We start from the raw sequence: 22,399 nt of genomic DNA, 5'->3' as shown, positions 1-22,399 counted from the left end.
TTATTCGGTTGCAGTATTTTTTTCCGTTGGTACTTTGTAACCAATATGTCAAAAACCATCAGCAAAGGAATGGTTGTAGGATTTTCCTATCACCTAAAGAACGCCCAGGGAGAAACTCTGGACCAATCAGACGAACCGTTATTATACCTCCACGGCTGGCAAAATATCATTCCCGGTTTGGAAAAAGAACTAGAAGGATTAGTGAACGGAGATTCTAAAAATGTAACTGTACCACCTGAAGATGGTTATGGGACATATAACGAAGCTCTGATTTTTCAAGTTCCCAAAACGGAACTTCCGGAAGAAGCCGAGTTAGAAGTGGGAATGGAATTTCAAACGGACACTCCCGAAGGTAGAATGGTTCTATACCTGCAAGAAGTTCGGGACACCGAGGTCATTCTGAACGGCAATCACCCGTTAGCTGGAGAAACTCTCCACTTTGCGGTGACAATTAAGTCCATTCGCGAAGCCACAGAAGAAGAATTACAACATGGTCACGTGCACGGTCCAGGCGGACACCACCACCACTAAAGTTTTCTTTTTTCGATATTTTCCCTCTGGGTCTTCTTTCAGATTGCTTTTTTTAGAAAGGGTAATTAGACTGACAGAAGATTCAGAGTATTGTTGATTTTCACCGCCGAAGTAGTCCTTTCAAGCTTGCACGCTGGTAGCTTTCCCAAGTTTTTCCCTGCATTTTTCTGGAGTTCTTACCCAAAATCCCTTCCCAGGGTCCCGACGATTGTAAATCTAGAATTCCCGAGTCAACTTTAACAAACAGGACAAAAACTATGTCAGTAAACATTTATGTTGGCAACCTTTCTTACGATATGACTGAAGGTAAACTCAGTGAACTTTTTGGAGCTCACGGAGCAGTAACTTCTGCAAAAATCATCACTGACCAGTATTCTGGCCGTTCTAAAGGTTTCGGATTCATCGAAATGAAAGATGGAAAAGAAGCTGATAACGCAATTAAAGAACTTAACGGAAAGAACATTCTTAACCGTGAGATGAAAGTAAACATCGCAAAACCTAAAACTAACAACTGGAGATAATCTAGTTTGTCATAAATCCGTCGCTTAACTTCGGTTTCAGCGACGGATTTTTTTTGCCTTTTTAGTTTTTCCATTCCTAGCCAAATCACTTCTAGTGATTTACAGATAAATTTCAATCTAACCCAACCTCTAAAACTACAAAACCACCTTGTATTTTGCTTTCATTTTCTCTATCTGTTCCTCTGGGATTTGGTGTACATTCTTTCCGCCATGTCGGTTTTCGACAGTGACCACAAAAAATAAATATCCAAATTCTTTCGCTAAACGTTCGTAAGGTTCTAATTCCCAATCCAAAGTAAAGGTATTGTCTACAATGACAAAAGGGACTCCCTCTTCGAGAGCCTGTTTTGTTTTTGATTCGCATTCTCTATAGGCTAAATGGTTTTTTTTATAATCAAAAATATAATCACCCGATTCATTTTCAAAATAGGAATCAATGGAGAAGACCGGTGCACCGTTCGATAGAGAAATCGTTTTTGCTAAGGTAGTTTTTCCAGAACCGGGTATCCCTCTTAAGGCAAGGAGTGTTTTTTGTGAATCGATAGAGATTGGATTGGTTTCAGGGCCTTGCGAGTTCTTTGGTTCCATTTTCCAAACCCTAATTCTTTTTCCTCACCTGGGAAGAGAAAAATCTCGCAAGGAATGGTTCCTTATGAAAGAATAGAGCAGAAACAAGGAGATCGTTGTGTCATACGAAGCTTATAAACTCATCCATATTTTCGGAATGTATCTGTTATTCTTATCCCTTGGAGGAATCACACTCTACACCATCAACGGTGGAAAAAAATCGGAAAACAAATTCAAAACTGTGGCTGCGATCACTCATGGTCTGGCCCTCGTCCTCATCATCGTTGCCGGATTTGGACTCATGAAATTTCGCGGGATCTCTCATTCCGCTCTACCAGTTTGGGTGATTTTAAAAATCGTCATCTGGCTTGCGTTTGGTGGACTTCTTGCGATGGCATCCAAAAAAGAAAAATTTGCTAAAATCCTTTGGTTTGTTTTTCCTCTTTTGGGTCTTTTTGCAGCCTATCTCGCTTTCTACCAACCGTTCTAGTTTTTTAGTGAATACAATCCTCCCGTAGATTCTGAAACGGGAGGCTGTCGACATTTTCCTTCCTAGCTTTTTCTTTTTCGTTTCCCAAATGTAAGGCCAGTCTACATAAAGAAGACAATTGATTTCAATTGTTTCTAGGGGGGATTATGAAAACAAGAATCGAAACCGATTCTATGGGTGAAATTGCAGTGGACGCTTCTCGTTATTGGGGTGCACAAACCGAACGATCTCTCCACCACTTCCACATTGGTACGGACCGATTCCCAAGGGAAATGATTCGTGCTCTAGGGATCTTAAAAAAATCAGCAGCACTGACCAACAAGGAATTAGAAATCCTCTCTGCAGCAAAAACAGAACTCATTGTGAAGGCGGCTGAAGAAGTTATTGTTGGAACTTTGGATGATCACTTCCCTCTTGCGATATGGCAAACCGGATCCGGAACCCAAACCAATATGAATGTGAATGAAGTCATATCCAACAGAGCCATTGAAATGGCCGGTGGTGTTCTCGGTTCTAAAAAACCCATCCATCCCAATGATGATGTCAACAAAGCCCAAAGTTCCAATGATACCTTTCCCACTGCCATGCACATTGCCTGTGCCGAAAGTTTGGTGCATAAATTAATTCCCGCCTTACAAACGCTTCATGACACTTTAGATCAAAAAACAAAAACTTTTGCAAACATCATAAAAATCGGTCGTACGCATTTGCAAGATGCCACCCCACTCACACTGGGTCAGGAATTTTCTGGGTATGTACAACAACTTAAATATTCAATCGAAAGAGTCGAACGAGCGTTACCTTCTGTATACCGATTGGCACTGGGTGGAACCGCTGTCGGAACGGGGCTCAACACACATCCCGAATTTGCAGTAAAGGCCGCAGAAGCGATTGCCAAAGAAACAAAACTCCCCTTTGTCACTGCGGAAAACAAATTTGAAGCGCTCGCCGCACATGATTCTCTTGTGGAAGTGAGTGGAATTTTGAAAACCATCGCTTGTTCTCTGATGAAGATCGCAAACGATATTCGCTGGTTGGCTTCGGGACCAAGGTGTGGAATTGGAGAGATTTCCATTCCTGAAAATGAACCAGGCTCTTCCATTATGCCGGGGAAAGTCAATCCCACACAATCCGAAGCCATGACGATGGTGGCCGCGCAAGTGATTGGAAATGATGTGGCAGTCAATGTAGGTGGATCTTCTGGAAACTTTGAGCTGAATGTATTCAAACCCCTGATTATCTTTAATGTTCTAAATTCCATACGATTGTTAGCTGATGCGACACTTTCGTTTGAAGAACATTGTGCACGCGGAATTGAACCAAATCTGGAAACCATAGACCACAACCTGAAAAATTCACTGATGCTTGTGACTGCTCTCAACCCATACATTGGGTATGATAACGCTGCAAAAATTGCAAAAACGGCCCACAAACAAAATTCCACCTTGAAAGAAGCAGGGATTCAATTGGGACTACTCACGGCAGAGCAGTTTGACCAGTGGGTGAAACCAGAAGAAATGGTTTCATCTAAAGAATAACATAATTTTCATAAAAATAAGGATAAACACATATTAACATATATACATCAGAATATTCTAATTATAAAACATTATATCGATTAATATTTCATCGATATAATGTTTGACTTTTTTGTAAAATATTTTTTATTTGCCTTTGTCTAGCTCATATAGAGACGGGGGACCCAAAATTTGGGGCGTACCGCAATTGCGGAGGATATCTCTCAATCCTAGCCCGACAGCTAACCTCGGAGACTTTGAGGGAAGGTAACACCTTCCACAAACTATTTTTGTAAGGAAGGTGGCTCATGAAGTCCTCACTATTCTATACCCTGGCGGTAGCGTTTTTTTTCAGCGCACTCGCTTTCGTTTTTTACCTCGGCAAGTTACAGTTTCCAGAGAGTCACGGCTTAAACCCTTTGAGCCTGGAAATCAACTTTTCTCACTTTTTAGTTGGTTTCTTTGCCCACCTAAAGTCTCCCTTCGGACGATTGTTACTTCAAATCCTACTGATTCTCGTTACGTGTAAAATTTTCTCTTTTTTATTTTCGTTAATCCGTATTCCAAGCGTGATCGGAGAAATCACTGGAGGTTTGGTGTTAGGCCCTTCTTTACTGGGTATGTTTGCACCAGAATTTTCTGAAATGATATTCCCAGCATCTTCCATGGGTTCTTTGAAATTACTCAGCCAAGTAGGTTTGATTTTTTTCATGTTCCTTATCGGACTTGAAACGGATTGGAAAAATCTACATGGAAGCCTACATACTGCTGTCGTCATTAGTCATGTATCGATTATGTTTCCATTTTTATTGGGTGTGATTACTTCCTTATACTTATTTGAAACATTAGCACCAAAAAAAGTTTCATTTCTATCATTCAGTCTTTTCCTCGGCATCTCTATGTCGATCACCGCATTTCCGGTGCTCGCACGAATCATTCAGGAAAAAAAGTTGAATACAGAAAGGTCGGGAGTTCTCGCAATCACTTGTGCCGCTGCAGATGATGTGACTGCATGGTTGATTTTGGCTTTGATTTTAGGACTTACCTCTTCCGACTCAATGTCTGGAGTTTTACTCTGTTTTTTTGGAGTGGTTCTTTTTCTCTATTTCGCCTTCAAATATGTAAGGACAAGATTTGCGAGTAGTCTTTCGAAATTAGAAAATATAGATTTTCTTCCCAATTACATAGTATTTTTCCTTTTTATTTGGCTCACTTTCTCGTCCTTATTCACTGAATCGATGGGAATTCACTCATTGTTTGGAGCATTTATCGCTGGTTCTACGATACCAGCAAACCATAAAATTAGAAAAATCATAATTAACAAATTCCAGGATGTAAGTGTAATCTTTCTTCTTCCTTTATTTTTTGCATACTCAGGTCTAAAAACACAGATAGGGCTTTTATCCGATCCAAATTTATTTTTGATTTGTTTATTGATTCTTTTTGTCGCCATTTTAGGAAAGTTAGGTGGCAGTACCATTTCAGCAAGGTTTCTAGGCGAATCTTGGAAAGATTCTCTCATCATCGGTATTCTTATGAATACACGAGGTTTGATGGAACTCATTGTTTTGAACATCGGATTAGAAATGGGAATCATCGGGCCGGAGTTATTCACCATTATGGTCATTATGGCATTGGTTACGACTGCTATGAGCGGCCCGGCCATCAATTTGGTTCAGAAATTTTTTAAAAAGAAGAATACTCCTGATCCAACCCCTACTTTAGAAAATTCGGAACAAGGTGTTAGTTCAAAAATTTTAATCGCTTTTGCAAGACCACAAACGGGAATTGATTTGGTAAAACTTTGTTATAAAATTTTTCCAAACGCAAAATTCAGAACCTTCCATGTAAATCAAAACTATAATTTCGATATCGAACAATCACAGTATGAAATGTCCATACTCTTCGAAAACATAAAGTTTATTTCTGCGAATGAAGGAATTCCTGTCGACTTTCAATTTTCTTCTTCAGAAAACTTTGAAACTGCTTTATGGGAACAGTTAAACGAATACAAACCAGATATTTTAATATTAGGATCACCTAATGTAGAATCTTGGAAAGAGATTTATAAAGGCACAATTAAAAAGATTATTAAATCTTCATCCTGTTCAGTAGCAGTATTCATAAACAAAGGAATAGGATCGCTAAATAGGGTTTTTGTAAAATCAGATTCCGAAGATGCCGTTTCCATCATCAATGGTTTGGGAGGAGATCCAAGTCTATTTCGATCCTGGAAAGATGGAGACCATTTTGATCCAAACCATCATATATTTGTTAAAGATTGGACAGAGAAAGACTTCGAGTTTATGAAAAAGAACTATTTGATCTTGGGCAGAAAACGAACTTAAAGTTTTTTAGATTTTTTCAAGTATGTCTTAGTTTTCTTAAGCGAAATCTAAGGCATACGGCCCAAGGGAATTAATCAATTCCAATCACTTGTTAGTTGACCTGTCCATCCAAGAACATTCTCCATTCAGTTTTGTTTACTTGGCAAAGTTTTGATCGTATTTCGAATCCGATCCCAATAGTTTTGGCGCCAACCTTCTTCTACTTCTGGAATCAATGCCTTCGGAACACCGCGGTGTGTTAAAATTAACTCCGTCCCACCTTCCGTGGTTTCTTTGAATGTAAACGTAGCCATGGAAAAAATGCCTTCTGGAAAATCATTTCTTCTCCATGCTTGCACAATTCGTTTCAAAGGTGCAAGATCTACAATGATACCAGATACCTTTCCCGACATGGTGGAAAAGTTACCACCGATGTGTTTACTGATCATAGCAGTTTCCCCTGTGAGGGCAGTGACTTTCTTCGAATCTGCGATAAACTCGTAGATTGTCTTTGGAGAAGCCTTGAATTTTACTTTTTGTTGAATCGTTTTACACATCTTGAATTACCTTCTAAGAAGTTCAAATTCCCACTCTGCATTTTCATTACAGTTATATTGGTATTTGATGCAACTAAAACAGTTGATTCAATGAAATCAATTTTCAATTAACTATTAGGAAAAAATCATTTCCTTTCTCAAAAATTTGGAATAGGAAATCCCGAGATTTAACCATTTGAAATTTATTGACAGACGAAAAATGGACTGATAATGTCGATTTGTCATGAAATTATTGATTCCTTTTCTAGTTTTGTTTTTATCCTGCAAACCAGCTAACCTCAATAATACTGGTGATCCTTTTTCCGATGCTTATTTATCACAGGCTCTTGTACTATGCGCTTTAGGGAAAGGATTCTGTGATCAATGTTCTAGAGTTTCTAACTATGTATCCTTTGTGGATGAGATCAGTTCCGGTTCCGTAGTTGGTTTCAAAGCAGTTCTGGATTCTGATGCGAACTCCTATGTCATCGGTCAGACCAACCAAGTGTTGTCCGGGGCTGATGGGATTATATCTTTTCAAGGAACCGTTGGTAATTCCCAAAATTTGATTGTTTCCAAAAAGAATCCTCAAGGGGGAAAAGAATGGATTAAATACTTGGGACGTAAATCGGATCGACCATTGAGTCTCCTTCATACAAAAAATGGGGGTATTTATTTTTTTGCCAACACCTCAACTTCCTTACCAAACGCCAAACAAACATTTGTTGGAACGCCAGACACAGATCGAAATACAATAGTAGGTAAATTTACTCCCGATGGAAACCTGGAATGGTTCACATACTTAAATAACGGAAGTACTGCAACAACCGATCTATATGTTGTGGATTTTATGGAAACAGATGACCAATCGGGTATTCTACTTTTTGGAATTGCGGATTCCGCGCTTTCTAATCCAGGCACCATACTCACAGCAGCACCTTCTAATAATGACTGGTTCCTTTTGAAAATGTCTTATTCTGGGGAGGCAATCCAAACAAGATATTATCAAGTTCCGACTCCTTTGACTAATTTTATACCGAGAAAATTTGTATCCATTCCCAATAACGGTGGTTACTATTTACAAGGTTTTGTGACAGCTACCTTTAGTTTGTATGCCAATGGAATGAACGCCTATACAGGATCTGGCACTAACTCTCTGATCGTTAAACTTGCATCCAATTTAAATTATGAGTGGCATCGATATTTTGGTGCCATTGGTGGAAATCCAGAGGATACTCCATTTTTCCCAATGGTTACATTTTTTGATTCTTCTCTTGTCTTTAGCAATAATTATAATGTTGGTGTCGGAACTCTTGGGCTCTCCCACCCTGAAACGACCCCAACGAATTATGCAAGTTTATTCTATTTTGTAAGTGCAACTGGTGTTCTTAATTATTCGAGTTTTACTTTTGGACCAGGTGACGTGGGAAAAACTTATGATTTAGCCAAAAGGAATGAAACCGAATTAATTGCGTTTAATGGAAATGGTGACGGAGCCAGCTCGAAAGCTGACTTGGTGAAGCTAAATTCAACTAACTTTACTAAGTTGGCATCCCAACCTAGACCAGGCAATATTATGACTTCTGGATGCCTGGTCTGTGGAAAAGTTTTTGCATCGGTTTATTCCGCTTCTGATGTGGAAGGTGCGATCATTCCTTTTGGACCGGGAGTTGGAGGAACCAATGTTTTCAACTCTTACCAAAGTGTATTCACTCCGCCTTTTTGATTTTCGATTGAATGTTTTTAATTCAGCATCTGGAAAAAATCGTTTCCTTTGTCGTCCACAACAATGAAGGCCGGAAAGTTTTCCACTTCAATCGACCAAATGGCTTCCATACCGAGCTCAGGAAAGTCGAGGACTTCTACCTTCTTGATGTTTTCTTTAGCAAGTAAGGCTGCAGGTCCACCAATGGAGCCAAGATAGAATCCACCATTCTTCTTACAACTGTCCGTTACCACTTTGGAACGATTCCCTTTAGCAAGAGATATCATGGAGTAGCCTTTCTCTTGGAAAAGAGGAACGTAACTATCCATTCGCCCTGCAGTTGTTGGACCAAACGATCCCGATGGCATTCCTTCTGGAGTTTTGGCAGGACCAGCATAATACACAGGATGGTTTTTGAAATAATCAGGCAGAGGTTCACCCTTATCTAATTTTTCTTTGAGTTTGGCATGAGCAATGTCACGAGCCACAACCAACCTTCCCGACAACATAACACGTGTTTTGACAGGATATTTATTTAAGATCCCAAGAATCTCATTCATGGGTTGGTTTAAATTGATATGAACCGTTTCACTACCCGCATCCGATTCCTCTACTGTAGGTAAAAAACGAGCTGGGTCATATTCGAGTTGTTCTAAGTAGATTCCGTCTTTGGTGATTTTGGCTTTGATATTACGATCGGCACTACAGCTGACCCCAAGTCCGACAGGGCAAGAAGCGCCATGTCTTGGCAAACGAATGATTCGAAAATCATGAGCTAAATACTTTCCACCAAACTGAGCTCCAATTCCTGATTTTTGTGCAGCCAGTAACATCTTCTCTTCGAGTTCGATATCACGGAAGGCAGTTCCTTCTTTAGTTCCTTTCGTTGGTAAATGATCCAAATAACCTGCGGATGCGAGTTTGACTGTTTTTAAATTGGCTTCTGCAGAAGTACCACCAATAACTACCGCTATGTGGTACGGAGGGCAAGCAGAAGTTCCAAGATTTGCTACTTTTTCTGAAATGAATTTTTCAAGGGATGCGGGATTCAGAAGGGCTTTGGTTTCTTGATAAAGGTAAGTTTTGTTGGCTGATCCACCCCCCTTTGCCATAAATAGAAAACTATATTTTTGACCTGGTGTGGCATAAATATCCACCTGAGCAGGTAAGTTGGAACCGGAGTTGGTTTCTTCATACATAGAAAGAGGAACCACTTGCGAATAACGTAAGTTACGCTCAACGTATGTGTTATAAATTCCTTTGGAAAGGGCTTCGGCATCGTCCCCACCGGTGATCACATACTCTCCCTTTTTTCCCATAACAATTCCCGTTCCTGTGTCTTGACAAGAAGGCAGTTGTTTGTCCGCGGCAATGACAGCATTTTTGAGAAGAGCCATCGCCACAAATCGATCATTTTGAGTGGCTTCCGGATCATCTAAAATCTTACGAACTTTTTCTAAGTGGCCGGGGCGGAGATAAAAAGCAATGTCTTCCATGGCTTTTTGTGCAAGAAAGGTTAAACCTTCCGGTTCTATTTTTAAAATTTCTTTATCCCCGAATGGGACAGTGCTTACAAAATCTTTGGTTAACAATTTGTAAGGAGTTGTATCTTCCCCGAGTGGGAAGGGATCGGAATAAAAGAATTCTGGCATGGAAACCTCTAAACTATCCTTCTATCTTTAGGGAATTCTCTTTCCAGTAAATGAATTTTTACCGGGACTTTGAGAAACACTAACGGACAAAGCAGGAAGCCAAACGGGAAAATTCGTTTTCCTTTTTCTAAAATCAGTCTATAACAAAGGAAAATGAAACAGAGCCTCATTTACATTTTATTTTTTTCTTTCTCTTCTCTGTTATTTGCAGAAGAGACGGGGACAGTCACGCCGGAACCTGAGGAAAAAAATAAATCCGCTAAATTCAGCTTACTCTTAAAAAGACAAACCTACCAATATCTGCCTTATGAATACACCGCTCTCACTGATAAAAATGAAGCACTGGTTCCCACTCGTTCTAGTTCCGCCTTAAAGGAAAACGGAAAGGTTCTCATTCCTTTTGTATTCAGTTATGAAAATTTAGCGAAGGGTTTTAAATTAGAACTCTCGTACTTTGAAATTGAAATTGTCAATGCAAACACTCTCCTCTACCAACAAACAGCACAAGGGCCAAACATTTCTCGGTATTACCTTTCCCCTATGGCTCGTTCGGAGTTTGAATTCAATGCCTACAAAACTTTCACCCCCTCTCGTGATTGGAATCTTTATTTAGGAGGAGGGCTTCGTAACATCAATCGTTACCTATATGGAAATTATCTAGGGCAAGGAACTTTTAAAGAATACTTTTTTACCTATGGACCACAAGCCTCTCTGCAAAGTATTTACCAACTCACCGGAGACATTGCCTTTCACCTAACATTGGATGTATTTTATACGCAAGGCACTCGGTTTTTCAAACAACCAAACCTAACGGAAGATAGGTTTCAGTATTCTTTATCCACCGCCGGTACAGGGGGGAATCTTTCGTGGATACGAATTTGATGGTTCCCTCTCCTACTCTTTCCATCCCCATATGAAGTTCTTTATCGGTTACAATATGATCGTTTCCAAATTCTCTTATTTACATTATAATGAAATTCAACTCAGTCGCAGTACAGAGAATTTAGGTTCTGCAAGTCCCTCTATCACTGGGGCCTGGGAAATAAACCTCCCCAAAAAATCCGAACACTTTGACACTCTGCGAGGGATTTATCTGGGGATGATGGTGAGTTTTTAAGGAAAGTTTTAAGGGACAAAAGTTAGGTTTTCAATGCATTCTAAGGTCAATGGAATTTCAATTCCTTACTTGACTTAGAAACCAAAGAAAGATAAGATTTTCGAACTATGAAATACACCGTTTCCATCGATATCAACAAACCACTCAATTTTGTGATCCAAACATTTGATGATCCGGAAAATTTGAAACGATGGATGGTGGGATTACAATCCTTTGAACCCATATCAGGAACCCCAGGACAACCCGGTGCTAAATCCAAACTGACTTTCGATATGAACGGACGCAAAATGGAAATGGTAGAAACCATTACCGTTCGTAATCTACCTAAAGAATTTTCTGGGACTTATGAAGTGGGAGGCATTTGGAATTTGGTACAAAACCAATTTGAGGCTCTGTCCCCGAGTCTCACTCGTTATACTTCCGTTCAAGAATTTCGACTGAAAGCACCGATGAAATGGTTTTCCCTATTGTTACAACCTATGTTTCGAAAACAGTCCCTCCAACATATGCAAAACTTCAAACAGTTTACCGAGTCACTTTGATCCCTTCCTATTTTTCTCATAAAGGGAAATCCAATCCTTAGGACTCATTTTCGTAACTAACTCCCCAATCAATTTCCAGGGAATCTCTTCTATCTTTTTAAACCGGATGCAACTTTTTCCCATATCCAATTTGGTTTTAGAATGTTTGGGATACTCCGTTTGAAACCATTTCAAAAGTTTGAGATCGGCATAAATTCCCATATGATACAGAGCCAGACCGTTCTTCTGAGAAGCGATGTGTAGAAAGGGAAGTGCCAGTTCTGGAGTCACATGATAACCTGCTGGGTATGTTTTTTTGGGAACCACATAACCAATCATCTTGTATTGGATGGTTTCGAGGACAGTGTTTGGCATGGTAGGTGAGTTTACCAGATTTTCAAAGAGATACAGTAGAAAAATCAAACTTAGAACCTATTTATTGAAAAATTGATTCCAGGTTCCAATCCCTTGCGCCAGCGATTGCAGTGGAAATCCTTCGTTAAAAATAAGTAGAATTTGGATTTAAATCAAAACCCACGAAGGATTGGAGCGGAAAGCGCGGTCGGTAATGAAAAAAATGGAGATTCGCATAACCAGTCCGAGGCGCCCCCACTAAAAAAACCAATAATCAATTGTATTTACAAAACAGGAAGTGGGTATAAAAAAACCCACCAAAAGGGTGGGTTTCATTTAGAGAAAAATCTCTAGTTTAAAAAGCGAACTTTCTTATTTAGAAACTACTTGGAAAGTCACTCGGCGATTGATCGCGTCTTTTTCATCAAAACCAGAAATTGGTTTAGAAGAACCAGAAGCTTTTGTCACCAATTTGTCCGCAGGAATTCCTTGTTTTACAAGAGCATCTTTCACAGCGTCAGAACGAATTTGTGAGTAGTATCCGTTTCCTTTTTTAGCACCTTCTGCTTCTTCTGGACCGGAAGCGTCTGCGTGACCAGTCACTTCAAGAGCGTAACCTTCAGGAAGTTTTGCAATTGCATCTTTGATGTAAGAAACATTGTCTTTTGCCCAAGTTTTGAAATCTTCTGCTTGGATGTCCGCTTGTTTGTAGCTAAAACCTCTGCGACGAACGCCGTCTGGATAGCGGTAGTCTTTGAGTGCTACATTGATTTCGTCCAAAAGAGCTGCATTGAGATCTCTGGAAGAGACAGTGGATGTTGTTCCCGTAGTGGACGTTGTGTCTTTGGGAGTTTCTTTTTCTTCAGAAGACGAACAATTCGTTAATGAAAGCGAAAGACCTGCGAGGAGGATGAGGCTTAAAAAAAATCCTTTTTTCATCAGTTGACCTACCTTAATGTTTCCATAGTTTAGTTCTTTTCATTAGATAACAACCGAAAATGCAAATATTTCTAACCGTTTCCGAAGATTATGACCAAAGTCGCCTGGATGTCTTTCTAAAAGACAATGCTGGAGACGATCTCAGCCGTTCTACCGTTCAAAAGTGGATTGATTCGGGATTTGTGACCAACAAAACCAAAGAACAACTCGCCCATAAAAACGGGTATAAGGTGACTCTTGGTGAAGAGTATGTCGTGAATGTGATCGCAAGACCCCCTTCCCGGCTCGAACCCATCGCTATGGACATTCCTGTCCTTTATGACGAAGACGAATTTATGGTTATCCATAAGAAAGCGGGGATTGCTTGCCACAGTGGACCGGGTGATGACCAACCTTCTCTCGTCAATGGATTGTTACACCAGTTCCAAAACCTATCAGCCACAGGCGGTGAACGTCGTCCAGGAATTGTGCACAGGTTAGACAAACCCACTGAGGGAGTTCTTATCATTGCTAAAACGGATCGCGCTCACGCGGCTCTTTCCAAACTTTTCCAAGACCGGCTCGTGGATAAAACTTATTATGCTTGGGTGCTCCAAGCTCCTGTGGAAGCGGAAGGTACGGTGAACTTACCGATTGGCCGTCATCCCGTAGAACGAGTGAAGATGTGTGTCAGAGAAGATGGACGAATGGCCATCACTCATTACAAAACGGAAAAAATTGTCCAAACACAAACCGGTCGTAAATTTAGTTTGATGAAACTGGGTTTGGAAACCGGTCGTACCCACCAAATCCGTGTTCATATGGCGAAGATGGGTTGTCCTGTTGTGGGGGATACTTTGTATTCTCGTTCGGCAAAAGATTACACGCAATATGGGCTCCTTCTTTTTGCCAAACGATTGGAATTTCCTCATCCTTTCATTCCCGACAAACGGATCTTAGTGGAGTTGGAATTTCCAGAAAGGTTCAAAACCTTCGAAAGGAAATGCCCTAGTTACTAATCGATAGATTTTTTGTAGATATAGATGAAATGGCGTAACCTAAAACCGATTTTAATTTTGTTGGTGCTTTTTGGCACCTTTCATTTGTTTTACGATGCGATTTATGAAAATCATATGGGTGAGGGAACCCATAGTGATATTTTTTATCCCTATTTGTTTGCTCGGGATTTTTGGGTCGGGGGATGGGCCGGGGTTCGCGGATGGAATGTCCCCCCTTGCTCTTATCTTTTCCCCGAGATGATCCTCGCGGTATTCCTGTATCCAGTTTTAAAGTCTGTGTACTGGTTCCACTGGGCCTTTGGATTTTTGTCTTTTGTGATGCCTTTTTATTTGGCAAAAGCCCTTGGTCTGAAAAATAACAAAGCCTATTTGTTTTCTTTGGGATTTTTGGCGATTGCCGGAGTGATGCCGAATAGCCTCGGTCAGTTTTTTCTGCCGGCCTTCCATGCCATGACCTTTCTGTTTGCGGCCTACACAATGTACGAAATCCATCGCTGGGATTCTAAAAATCGAACCCAAGGATTACGATTCCTAATCATGATCTCCCTGGTTTGGGTCTCGGAATATTGGTATTTTGTCAACATTGCCCCTTTTCTTCTGGTGTATGCGATCGTTCGTTTGCGAAAACAATCGATCTACCCTATTGGTTTGGTGGTTCTTGGATTTGGTTTGGGGAAGATTTGGCAAAAGGGAATTCAATCTTTGGGGATTGGAATTTTTACCTCGAAAGAACTTCCGACCATGGACCGAATCCGTGTGGCAAGGGATTTGATTTCTAAAGATCCGAATTCTTGGATCCATGGTGTGATCGAATCCATCACCAAACATCCGATATTTGCCGATTGGTTTTATTGGTATTTGGTTCTTTGTATCATCTACATTTTGTTTTTATTCCTACGTCTTGAATTGAAAAAACAGTTTTTAGATTTGGTTTTCCTTCTCTCTCCCTTTCTTTCGGTGATTGCCTTATTTATCTTTCAAATAGAACCTAACTTTCGCTATTTGTTCTTTTTGCCGTTTTGTATTTTCTTTCTTATCTTTCGGTTGGTTTCGATGTTGCCACTCGTTCGATCGGTCGCCACCTTAGTTTTGTTTCTCGGGCTCGTTTTCTTTTATAATGAGAAGTATCCCCTTCTCGCCAAGTCGATCCAAGAGGGTGAGGCAAAAAGGGCACACAGGTTAGAATGCCTTTCCGAATTTGATCCGAAGGTTCCTGGGGCCGCCACCTATTGGCCGATCAAATACACTTATGCGTTTTCGGACAAAAATTGGACCCTCGTTCCTTTCACAAAAGAAGGGATCTATTACCCTTGGATTTCCAATCGAACTTGGGACAAGGGCCTTGGTGACAAACCATTCACAAGCTTTTCATGGGGAATCACCGAGACCAAAGAATATTTGGATCTTTGGAAGGGAACACGGTTAGTCAAAGAATGTGAGGGTTGGTTTTTTTATAGGCGGTAGTCCCGCTTACAAAAAGGGACCCGGGATTTGGATTGATTCATTTTTCATTTTTAGAACTTTAGGATACGTTATGATAGAAATTCTTTCCGACCCATCGGTATGGCTTGCGCTTTTGACTTTGACTGCTTTGGAAATTGTCCTAGGCATTGACAATATCATCTTTATCTCCATCCTCTCCTCTCGTTTGCCAAAAACAAAACAAAAGTCTGCCCGCCAAATCGGACTTATGCTCGCCATGGTGACAAGAATCCTTTTACTCTTTTCTCTTTCTCTCATCATGAAACTCACGGCTCCGGTTTTTACCATTATCAACCATGCCATCAGTGGTCGTGACATCATTCTGATTTTGGGAGGACTCTTTCTCATTGCTAAGTCCACCACAGAAATCCATCACAAATTAGAAGGAGAACCAGAGTTAGAAGAAGGATCGGGAAAACGAATTTCTTTTACCAAAGTCATCATCCAAATTATGATTTTGGACATTGTGTTCTCTTTGGATTCCGTCATCACTGCTGTGGGAATGACAGACCAGTTAGGTGTGATGATTACCGCTGTGGTTTTGTCTGTAGGTTTTATGTTGTTATCGAGTGGAAGTATTTCCGATTTCGTAGACCAACACCCCACAATCAAAATCTTAGCCTTAAGTTTTTTGATTTTGATTGGTGTGGCCCTTCTCGGAGAAGGTTTGGAATTACACATTCCTAAAGGTTACATTTACTTTGCGATGTGTTTTTCTGTGATTGTTGAATTCTTAAATTTAAAACTTCGTTCCAAAAAATAACCAATTAGCGATAAGGAAAATTACATGAAACGAAAAGAGTTTTTACAAAAAACAGCTTTATCTTATAGCCTTCTCCATTTGCCACTGCGTGCGGAAGGACCAGCCAAAGAAGAAACAAAATCGGAAACATCTAGCGAATCCCCTTGGGAAGATGCAGAGGATCTCTCCGACCTTCGTGAACTCCTCGTTAAGTTACAAGCAGATCCTGAGGAATTTAAACTTTCCGGTACCTGGAGCCCCGGCAAGGTGTTTGCCCACTGCGCGCAAAGTATCGAATATTCGTTAAAAGGATATCCAGAAATGAAATCCTCTATCTTTCGAGGATCTGTAGGTAAGGTTGCCTTTTCTATTTTTGCTTTTAAAAACAAAATGAATCATGGATTGGAAGAACCCATTCCTGGTGCCGAAGACATCGCCAATACTACGGAAATCAAAGCGGGGATCAAAAGACTCATCCAAGCCATTGATGATTTTTCCAAAGCCAAAGAATCTAGTTTAAGACCTCATTTTGCTTATGGAGAACTCACTAAAGGAGAATATGATGTAGCCCATAGCCTCCACATCAGAAACCATATGGAACGAGTGTTAGGGTAAAATAAATTCGATTTGTTGGCAGAGGTCCTCTGCCTTGTACATCTTGGAAAGGTAAGCCGAGACAATAGTTTCCAGCCCCTCTTCTTCTAAAAATTTATCTCCACCAGAAAGAGGGGCATCCGAACTAATTAAAATGATGGGGATCTTTTGGTTTTGGTGGCGGCGACCTTCCCATTCATGAATGAGTGAGATTCCATTCATTCCCGGCATTTGTAAATCGGTAATGACAAGGGTAGGTGTGATTCGGGATAAGTGAGACAAAGCTTCTTCCCCATTTCCTGCTTCAATCACGATCCACTGATTTCTTCGCATAACTTCCGCTAAATCTGATCTAAAGTTTCCGGAGTCATCCACAAGGAGTACAGACTTTGTACTTTTCGATAGAGAGATTTCAAAGGAAGATCCAACGCCGAGTACAGATTTGATTCGTAGTTTTCCAAAATGGGCTTCGAGGATATTCATACAGAGTTGTAAACCAAGTCCTGTTCCGCGTTCCCCAGCAGTTCCCGGCATACTTTTGATATTCTCTTCCCCGGTGAGTTTGTGGATTTGTTCTTCGCTCATTCCGAGTCCTCGGTCCCGAATCTCCACTGATAACCATTTCCCTTTGTAAGAAACGCCAATCCAAACTTCCGAATTGAGATAGGAATATTTGATGGAATTGGTGAGGATATTTTTAAAAACTTCTCCAATCAAAGTTCTGTCGGCGATGATTTCGGCTTGGATGGGAGTGTCTTTTTGGATGCGGATTCCTTTGAGAGTGGCGAGCGGTTCCACTGACTCAATGATTTCATTCAAAAGATCATTCACGGAAAATCGTGTTTGGATGAGTTTGGTTCCAAAGGCATCAAACCGACTGACATCCAAAAGTTGTTCCAACATCCGAAGAGACTGGGTCACACCTGTTTTACAAATTTCCAAAAATTTCTTTTTTTCCACTTCTGTGGATTCATTAAAACTAAAGTCGATTACATCTAAAATTTGATTTACGCTGTTTAGCGGCGAACGTAAGTCATGCGAAATGAGAGAGACAAAGTTTGCCTTCCAACGATTGGCTTTTTCCAATTCCAAAGTACGGGCTTTGACTTTTTTTTCTAGAGCTTCTTTTCTTTTGTATAATTCTTTAGATAAGGATTCGGAACGTTTATAAACACGAACAAGTCCAAAGGTAACGCCGATGGTTTGTGGTAAAATAAACAAATACAAAGAGACAAGTCCCAAAGGTCTATATCCAAAACTGGGATGGGAGATCAAAAATAAATCAATGAACCCACCAATAATTGCCAAAAGCAAACTGAAGAAATACAACCGGCTTTCTTTTCTTTGAAAGTACAAGGCGAGAGAAACGGAAAAAAGACCCAGAATTACAAAGGTTGCTGAAAGAAATTCAAAATAAAAAGAAATTTCGGCAAGATGAGATACGGGAGTGAACATTGCCACAAGAAGAAACGTGAGGGCATAAAGTTTTAAAAATATCAACATCCGCTTGAAAAAACGCAGTTGAGTCATATTCAGAAGAATGTAAGCTCCAAAGTACATAACCAAAACAAATCCGATCCGAGAAAACCGAAATAAGGTAACACAATAATCATCCGAAAAAAGATTAAATAGAATTCTTGTTTCGATGAGAGTAGAAGTTAGAATGAGAATTCCCAAATAAACAAATGCCATTCGCAGTGCATTTCGTTCTGAGCGATTGATAAAATAAACTAATGCATGATAGATGGAAAGAAGTAACATAAAAACCATCAGTATCCAAGAAACTGTAAAATTTACGTTCCAGATATTGATGATGTTTTGTATTTTTCCAAAGCGAATGATCCCATGAATGCCGGCATACTTATGTGAAAAGTTGGATATATGAATGACCAAATCTAATTTTTGAGAAAGAGTTTTGAGTGGGATAATTTTTATATGAAAAGAAGGTTTGTAGTTCTTTTCTGTTTTTGAGATGGTTCCATTTTCAGCAACCAACTCACCATTCACATACATTTTATAAGCGCTATGAAGTACAGGAACCAAAAGAGCTAAATTTTGATTCTCCACAGGAGGATCTGGCAAAATAACTGTTAGGCGGTATGTTGCAAATCCAAAACTGGGGTATACTTCTCCATCTTCATTTTCTTGAGAGAACCAAGGAACTCCCACTTTTAGATAAGATTTGTTTTCGGGAGATTCCAGTTTTGGATCCAAAAACTCATTCCAATAAAATTCCCATTTCCCAGTGAAGTTTATGGTTTCCCCTGAAAGATCAGCGGACCTTGCATCTAAAACACCATCTTTTGCCAGTAAGGTTGGGTAGGCGTCAAACCGGCAGGAGGTGGTGCCCAAAAGGATGAAGATCAAAATTAAGGGATAACTACAAAAAATAAGTAAGTCCCAGAAAGATTTTTGGATGGATGAGAAGAATGCGCTGAGAATCATGAGGCTGTGGAATCCGTTAAAATTGCCATCTTAGAAGACCATTCCGTTGTCACAGAAGGAATCATATCTATCCTAAAATCCAATCCTTTCTTTTCTCTTGCCGGAGAATTTCGAACTGCTGCCGATTTGTTTCATTTTTTAGAATCAAGTCCAGTTAACCTTTTGGTTTTGGACATCGACTTACCGGATCGAAATGGCATCGATGTTTTGCGTGAAATTAAAGAAAAACACCAACCCACAAAAGTCATTATCTTTTCCTTACATGGAAGCCGGGTTTATGTAGAAGATGCTCTCAAAGCCAAAGCCGATGGATATATGTTAAAGTCAGATCCTATCTCCAAACTTCCCGAAGTCATTGAACTTGTGATGAAAGGTGGATCCTTTGTTTCCGACGGAGTGAGTAAAGTACAACTTCCCTTCTCTGCATTCCAAATGGAAATTTTGAACTTACTTGTACAGGGTTTGTCTCAAAACGAAGTGGCGGACCGAATCCAAAAATCGAGAAAAACTGTGGAATACCATCTCAACCAAATGCGTACCAAATTTTCTTGTAAGAACAACAACGAACTCATTTCCAAGTACGAAAAAGAAATACAAAAATAGCAGTTTCGTGATTTCCTATTCGTTTGTTTCGACTATGCTAGAAGTATGAAACAAATCTATTTACTTCGCCATGCCAAATCAGAATGGGATGAACCTTATGATTCTGATTTGGAACGGTCCCTTTCCCGGCGTGGGAAAGAACAATCCAAAGCCTTACGGGAATACTTAAAAGAAAGTCGTTTTGAATTTGACCAATGTTTGGTTTCCCCAGCCGAGCGGACGCAAAAAACCTACGCCTCTCTTCGCAAAGAAATCCTTCGTTTCCCAAAACCAGACTTACGGGAAGCCATCTACGATGCCGACAAAGAAGACCTCCTCTTTTTATTACATGGTCTCTCTCCCAGTGTTCGCTCTGTCTGCCTTGTGGGCCACAATCCTGGGTTGGAAGAACTCGGATCCGCCTTACTTTTTGGGGAAACCTCTCCCACAAAATTTCAGAAATTTCCCACGGCCTCATTTCTCGGCTTGAGTTTTTCCGAAGAATCGTGGAAAGATCTTAGCTGGGGCAATTGCCAATTGGCAGTATTCTGGATCCCTGGGCAAATAGGCAAAGAATGAAACCTTTATATTCAGAAGAAAGAATCCATCAACGCGTAGAAGAACTGGCACGTGAGATCTCTCGCGATTTCCTTAGCAAAGACCTAGTTGTGATTGGGATCTTGAATGGTGGTTTTATCTTCACAGCCGATCTTTGTCGTAGCATTGCCATCCCCCACGAAGTGGACTTTATGGCCGCCTCTTCTTATGAAGACACAACCACTTCTGGAAATTTAAAAATCACCAAAGAACTAAAAAAGTCGGTTCAAAACAAATCCGTTCTCCTTGTGGAAGACATTGTGGATACAGGAAAAACATTAGAATACCTTTTGGAAGAAGTGGGAAAACACAATCCCAAAGACTTGAGAGTGGCAGCACTGTTTTGGAAACAAAACAAAGCAAATCCTCACATTCCTGTTCATTATCCTGGTTTCATTATCGAAGATGAATTTCTTGTTGGTTATGGTTTGGATTACAAAGGTCGGTATCGTAACTTGCCTTATGTGGCAAAACTAGAAGGAACCGAGTAAACTTTTTATTAAAATAGAACTCGTTACAATCTCATCAGTACAACTGATGCGAATTAAATAAAATTCGCTACAAAACAATTGATTTCTCATCATTAACGGGATGAAATTTATTTTCAAGGGCACCTAATTAAAAACAAATTGCCAGGATCCTTCTTCCTAAATCCTTTTCTTATATAGATGAATCTTCGTTTGATTTTGTTTTCTTTGATTCTATGTTTTTCCGCAAACTGCCAAAAATTACCTTTATCCAATCCTTGTGATAGCGAATCGAAAGACTTCTTTCCACAACTGATTGTTTCCGCAAGTATCGAAGGTGGTTTTTGCCAATTACAAGTGGTCAATACTGGTGAATTATACCGGTTCACCGATTTTACTTTTTATAAATCCATTCCTATCTCCGTATTACCGAAATTAGGTTCCAAAACAGATGTGACGGTTCGCCCCAATCTTCCCGAAGGATTGTATGTGGATCCAAATACAGGTGCTCTTTCGGGAATGCCAACAACTCCCATCAGTAGGCAAAGTTATACTGTCTATCGCAAAGGTGTGGTGCAGAGTCAGATCACGATAGAAGTGCGGGATTTGGTAGCGACTAACGTGTATGGGCAGTTGGGAGATTTAACCTGTGGTGATCCTTACATAAATGGAAGTTGCGGTAGTGGAGGACCTGTCACTGCCTATAACTTATCGGGACCAAATGCTGTGATCACCGACAACTCTGGTGGAGTTTATATTGCGAGTGGCAATCGCGTATTATACTATCCACCCGGTCAAACAACAGCTACGCGAGTATATGGACAACATGGGCAATTCACTTGCGATATCGCGAACGCAAATCCAAATCTAAGTTGTATGACATTAAGCATTGCGGCATCTACACTGGTTGACCCACGAGCCTTCTTTTTAGATGCATCGAACAATCTTTTTGTGACCGACACAGGAACCAACCATCGCATATTAGCTTATCCAAATGGGAATACAATTCCGTTTCGTGCCATTGGCGTACCGAACTTTAGTACATCTGGAGGAGCAGCCGTATCTGCTTCATCATTAAGTATCCCTACCCATATGAGCCAAGATCCAAGTGGTGGATTCTATGTGTCCGACACTGGTTACAACCGAGTTCTTTACTTTCCCAAAGATGCAATCCTGCCTACTGAAGTTTATGGCCAGGCGAATTTTAGTAGCGCTGTCACCGCACCGCTTTCTGCAAGTAGCCTTGCTAACAACCAAGGAGTTGTTGTTGATTCAGTCGGAGGGATCTACATTGCAGACACAATCAATAACCGGGTGGTGTATTATCCTAAAGGATCAACAGCTGCTATAAGAGTTTATGGTCAACCTAACTTTACCACAGCCGTAGGCAACACATCGAGCAATGGTTTAAATCAGCCTTTTGGTATTGCTTTAGACCAAAGTGAAAATTTATTCGTGGCAGATTTAAATAACCATCGTGTTCTTGTCTACCCCCGAACCAATCTTGCTACTGGAATGACTGCCTCAGCAGTTGTTGGCCAGTTTGGAAGCTTTGGCTGCGGTAATGAAAATAATAATGGAAGTTGTGGTCTTGGCTCAGTGAATAGCCAAAACTTAAATAGTCCGACTTACGTTCATTTTGATAAACAGGGAAGGATGTACATAGCAGATTCTGGAAACCACCGGGTAGTGGTGTATTAGCTTCAAACTTTTGG

23 protein-coding genes and 1 riboswitch are annotated in these 22,399 nt (G+C 40.4%); of the genes, 17 read left to right on the top strand and 6 right to left on the bottom strand.

The window, feature by feature from the left end; translation table 11 throughout:
• Positions 1 to 45 precede the first annotated feature (45 nt).
• Positions 46 to 531, top strand: coding sequence for an FKBP-type peptidyl-prolyl cis-trans isomerase (locus tag JWG41_RS19460; RefSeq protein ID WP_205271380.1), 486 nt, complete (start codon positions 46 to 48; stop codon positions 529 to 531).
• A 257-nt stretch (positions 532 to 788) separates the two neighbouring features.
• Positions 789 to 1,052 carry an RNA recognition motif domain-containing protein gene (locus JWG41_RS19455; protein WP_035983131.1) on the top strand — a complete coding sequence of 88 codons (264 nt, stop codon included), beginning with the start codon at positions 789 to 791 and terminating at the stop codon, positions 1,050 to 1,052.
• 135 nt (positions 1,053 to 1,187) lie between these two features.
• Here the strand turns inward: JWG41_RS19455 and JWG41_RS19450 are convergent, their stop codons facing one another.
• Positions 1,188 to 1,640: an ATP-binding protein gene (locus tag JWG41_RS19450; RefSeq protein ID WP_205271381.1), complete on the bottom strand. Its 453-nt coding sequence runs from the start codon at positions 1,638 to 1,640 to the stop codon at positions 1,188 to 1,190.
• 136 nt (positions 1,641 to 1,776) lie between these two features.
• On the opposite strand from JWG41_RS19450, the gene JWG41_RS19445 reads away from it, so the two are divergent.
• The 3 genes from JWG41_RS19445 to JWG41_RS19435 all read left to right on the top strand — a co-directional run bounded on the left by JWG41_RS19445 (position 1,777) and on the right by JWG41_RS19435 (position 5,974).
• Complete coding sequence (locus JWG41_RS19445) at positions 1,777 to 2,109, top strand: hypothetical protein (RefSeq protein WP_205271434.1); 333 nt, start codon at positions 1,777 to 1,779, stop codon at positions 2,107 to 2,109.
• A gap of 146 nt (positions 2,110 to 2,255) precedes the next feature.
• On the top strand, positions 2,256 to 3,647 hold the full coding sequence (fumC, locus tag JWG41_RS19440) for a class II fumarate hydratase (protein WP_205271382.1): 1,392 nt from the start codon (positions 2,256 to 2,258) through the stop codon (positions 3,645 to 3,647).
• 127 nt (positions 3,648 to 3,774) lie between these two features.
• Positions 3,775 to 3,898, top strand: a riboswitch (cyclic di-AMP (ydaO/yuaA leader).
• Between the two features lie 36 nt (positions 3,899 to 3,934).
• Positions 3,935 to 5,974 (top strand): cation:proton antiporter, encoded by a 2,040-nt coding sequence (locus JWG41_RS19435; protein WP_205271383.1) that lies wholly within the window; start codon positions 3,935 to 3,937, stop codon positions 5,972 to 5,974.
• A gap of 125 nt (positions 5,975 to 6,099) precedes the next feature.
• Here the strand turns inward: JWG41_RS19435 and JWG41_RS19430 are convergent, their stop codons facing one another.
• A complete protein-coding gene (locus JWG41_RS19430) occupies positions 6,100 to 6,510 on the bottom strand; it encodes an SRPBCC domain-containing protein (RefSeq protein ID WP_205271384.1) in 411 nt (136 codons plus the stop codon).
• 223 nt (positions 6,511 to 6,733) lie between these two features.
• Here JWG41_RS19430 and JWG41_RS19425 point away from each other — a divergent pair, with 223 nt between their 5' ends.
• Complete coding sequence (locus JWG41_RS19425; RefSeq protein ID WP_205271385.1) at positions 6,734 to 8,215, top strand: hypothetical protein; 1,482 nt, start codon at positions 6,734 to 6,736, stop codon at positions 8,213 to 8,215.
• Positions 8,216 to 8,232: 17 nt separating this feature from the next.
• On the opposite strand, the gene JWG41_RS19420 is transcribed toward JWG41_RS19425, so the two are convergent.
• Positions 8,233 to 9,846, bottom strand: coding sequence for a fumarate hydratase (locus JWG41_RS19420; protein ID WP_205271386.1), 1,614 nt, complete (start codon positions 9,844 to 9,846; stop codon positions 8,233 to 8,235).
• Positions 9,847 to 9,999: 153 nt separating this feature from the next.
• On the opposite strand from JWG41_RS19420, the gene JWG41_RS19415 reads away from it, so the two are divergent.
• The 3 genes from JWG41_RS19415 (at position 10,000) to JWG41_RS19410 (ending at position 11,505) form a co-directional block, all read left to right on the top strand.
• Positions 10,000 to 10,728, top strand: a complete 729-nt coding sequence (locus JWG41_RS19415; RefSeq protein WP_232374119.1) for an LA_2444/LA_4059 family outer membrane protein — start codon at positions 10,000 to 10,002, stop codon at positions 10,726 to 10,728.
• A 55-nt stretch (positions 10,729 to 10,783) separates the two neighbouring features.
• Positions 10,784 to 10,963 carry a hypothetical protein gene (locus JWG41_RS21090; RefSeq protein ID WP_232374120.1) on the top strand — a complete coding sequence of 60 codons (180 nt, stop codon included), beginning with the start codon at positions 10,784 to 10,786 and terminating at the stop codon, positions 10,961 to 10,963.
• 107 nt (positions 10,964 to 11,070) lie between these two features.
• Entirely contained in the window at positions 11,071 to 11,505 is a 435-nt protein-coding gene (locus tag JWG41_RS19410) for an SRPBCC family protein (RefSeq protein WP_205271387.1), read from the top strand.
• Here JWG41_RS19410 and JWG41_RS19405 read toward each other — a convergent pair.
• Both JWG41_RS19405 and loa22 read right to left on the bottom strand, forming a co-directional pair.
• The gene (locus JWG41_RS19405; protein ID WP_232374121.1) at positions 11,497 to 11,907 is read right to left on the bottom strand and encodes a DUF1801 domain-containing protein; all 411 of its coding nucleotides are present in this window, start codon (positions 11,905 to 11,907) and stop codon (positions 11,497 to 11,499) included. The genes JWG41_RS19410 and JWG41_RS19405 overlap by 9 nt on opposite strands.
• 303 nt (positions 11,908 to 12,210) lie before the next feature.
• A complete protein-coding gene (gene loa22 / locus JWG41_RS19400; protein ID WP_205271435.1) occupies positions 12,211 to 12,780 on the bottom strand; it encodes an OmpA family outer membrane lipoprotein Loa22 in 570 nt (189 codons plus the stop codon).
• Between the two features lie 56 nt (positions 12,781 to 12,836).
• On the opposite strand from loa22, the gene JWG41_RS19395 reads away from it, so the two are divergent.
• The 4 genes from JWG41_RS19395 to JWG41_RS19380 all read left to right on the top strand — a co-directional run bounded on the left by JWG41_RS19395 (position 12,837) and on the right by JWG41_RS19380 (position 16,614).
• On the top strand, positions 12,837 to 13,775 hold the full coding sequence (locus JWG41_RS19395) for an RluA family pseudouridine synthase (protein WP_205271388.1): 939 nt from the start codon (positions 12,837 to 12,839) through the stop codon (positions 13,773 to 13,775).
• Between the two features lie 24 nt (positions 13,776 to 13,799).
• Entirely contained in the window at positions 13,800 to 15,239 is a 1,440-nt protein-coding gene (locus tag JWG41_RS19390; protein ID WP_205271389.1) for a hypothetical protein, read from the top strand.
• A gap of 73 nt (positions 15,240 to 15,312) precedes the next feature.
• Entirely contained in the window at positions 15,313 to 16,020 is a 708-nt protein-coding gene (locus tag JWG41_RS19385) for a TerC family protein (RefSeq protein WP_205271436.1), read from the top strand.
• 24 nt (positions 16,021 to 16,044) lie between these two features.
• Positions 16,045 to 16,614 carry a DUF1569 domain-containing protein gene (locus tag JWG41_RS19380; RefSeq protein ID WP_205271390.1) on the top strand — a complete coding sequence of 190 codons (570 nt, stop codon included), beginning with the start codon at positions 16,045 to 16,047 and terminating at the stop codon, positions 16,612 to 16,614.
• On the opposite strand, the gene JWG41_RS19375 is transcribed toward JWG41_RS19380, so the two are convergent.
• Positions 16,606 to 19,038, bottom strand: a complete 2,433-nt coding sequence (locus JWG41_RS19375; RefSeq protein ID WP_205271391.1) for a hybrid sensor histidine kinase/response regulator — start codon at positions 19,036 to 19,038, stop codon at positions 16,606 to 16,608. The genes JWG41_RS19380 and JWG41_RS19375 overlap by 9 nt on opposite strands.
• Before the next feature lie 6 nt (positions 19,039 to 19,044).
• Here JWG41_RS19375 and JWG41_RS21275 point away from each other — a divergent pair, with 6 nt between their 5' ends.
• The 4 genes from JWG41_RS21275 (at position 19,045) to JWG41_RS19355 (ending at position 22,385) form a co-directional block, all read left to right on the top strand.
• Positions 19,045 to 19,641, top strand: a complete 597-nt coding sequence (locus JWG41_RS21275) for a response regulator transcription factor (protein WP_205271392.1) — start codon at positions 19,045 to 19,047, stop codon at positions 19,639 to 19,641.
• Positions 19,642 to 19,686: 45 nt separating this feature from the next.
• Entirely contained in the window at positions 19,687 to 20,199 is a 513-nt protein-coding gene (locus JWG41_RS19365; protein WP_205271417.1) for a SixA phosphatase family protein, read from the top strand.
• Positions 20,196 to 20,708: a hypoxanthine phosphoribosyltransferase gene (gene hpt, locus JWG41_RS19360; protein ID WP_205271394.1), complete on the top strand. Its 513-nt coding sequence runs from the start codon at positions 20,196 to 20,198 to the stop codon at positions 20,706 to 20,708. The genes JWG41_RS19365 and hpt overlap by 4 nt, the downstream gene beginning before the upstream one ends.
• Positions 20,709 to 20,885: 177 nt before the next feature.
• Entirely contained in the window at positions 20,886 to 22,385 is a 1,500-nt protein-coding gene (locus JWG41_RS19355; RefSeq protein WP_205271395.1) for an NHL repeat-containing protein, read from the top strand.
• Positions 22,386 to 22,399 lie beyond the last annotated feature (14 nt).

The organism is Leptospira chreensis, from assembly GCF_016919165.1.
Lineage (GTDB): Bacteria > Spirochaetota > Leptospiria > Leptospirales > Leptospiraceae > Leptospira_A > Leptospira_A chreensis.
Note: the sequence above shows the minus strand (reverse complement) of the source record. Positions and strands in the feature narration are given on the sequence as shown.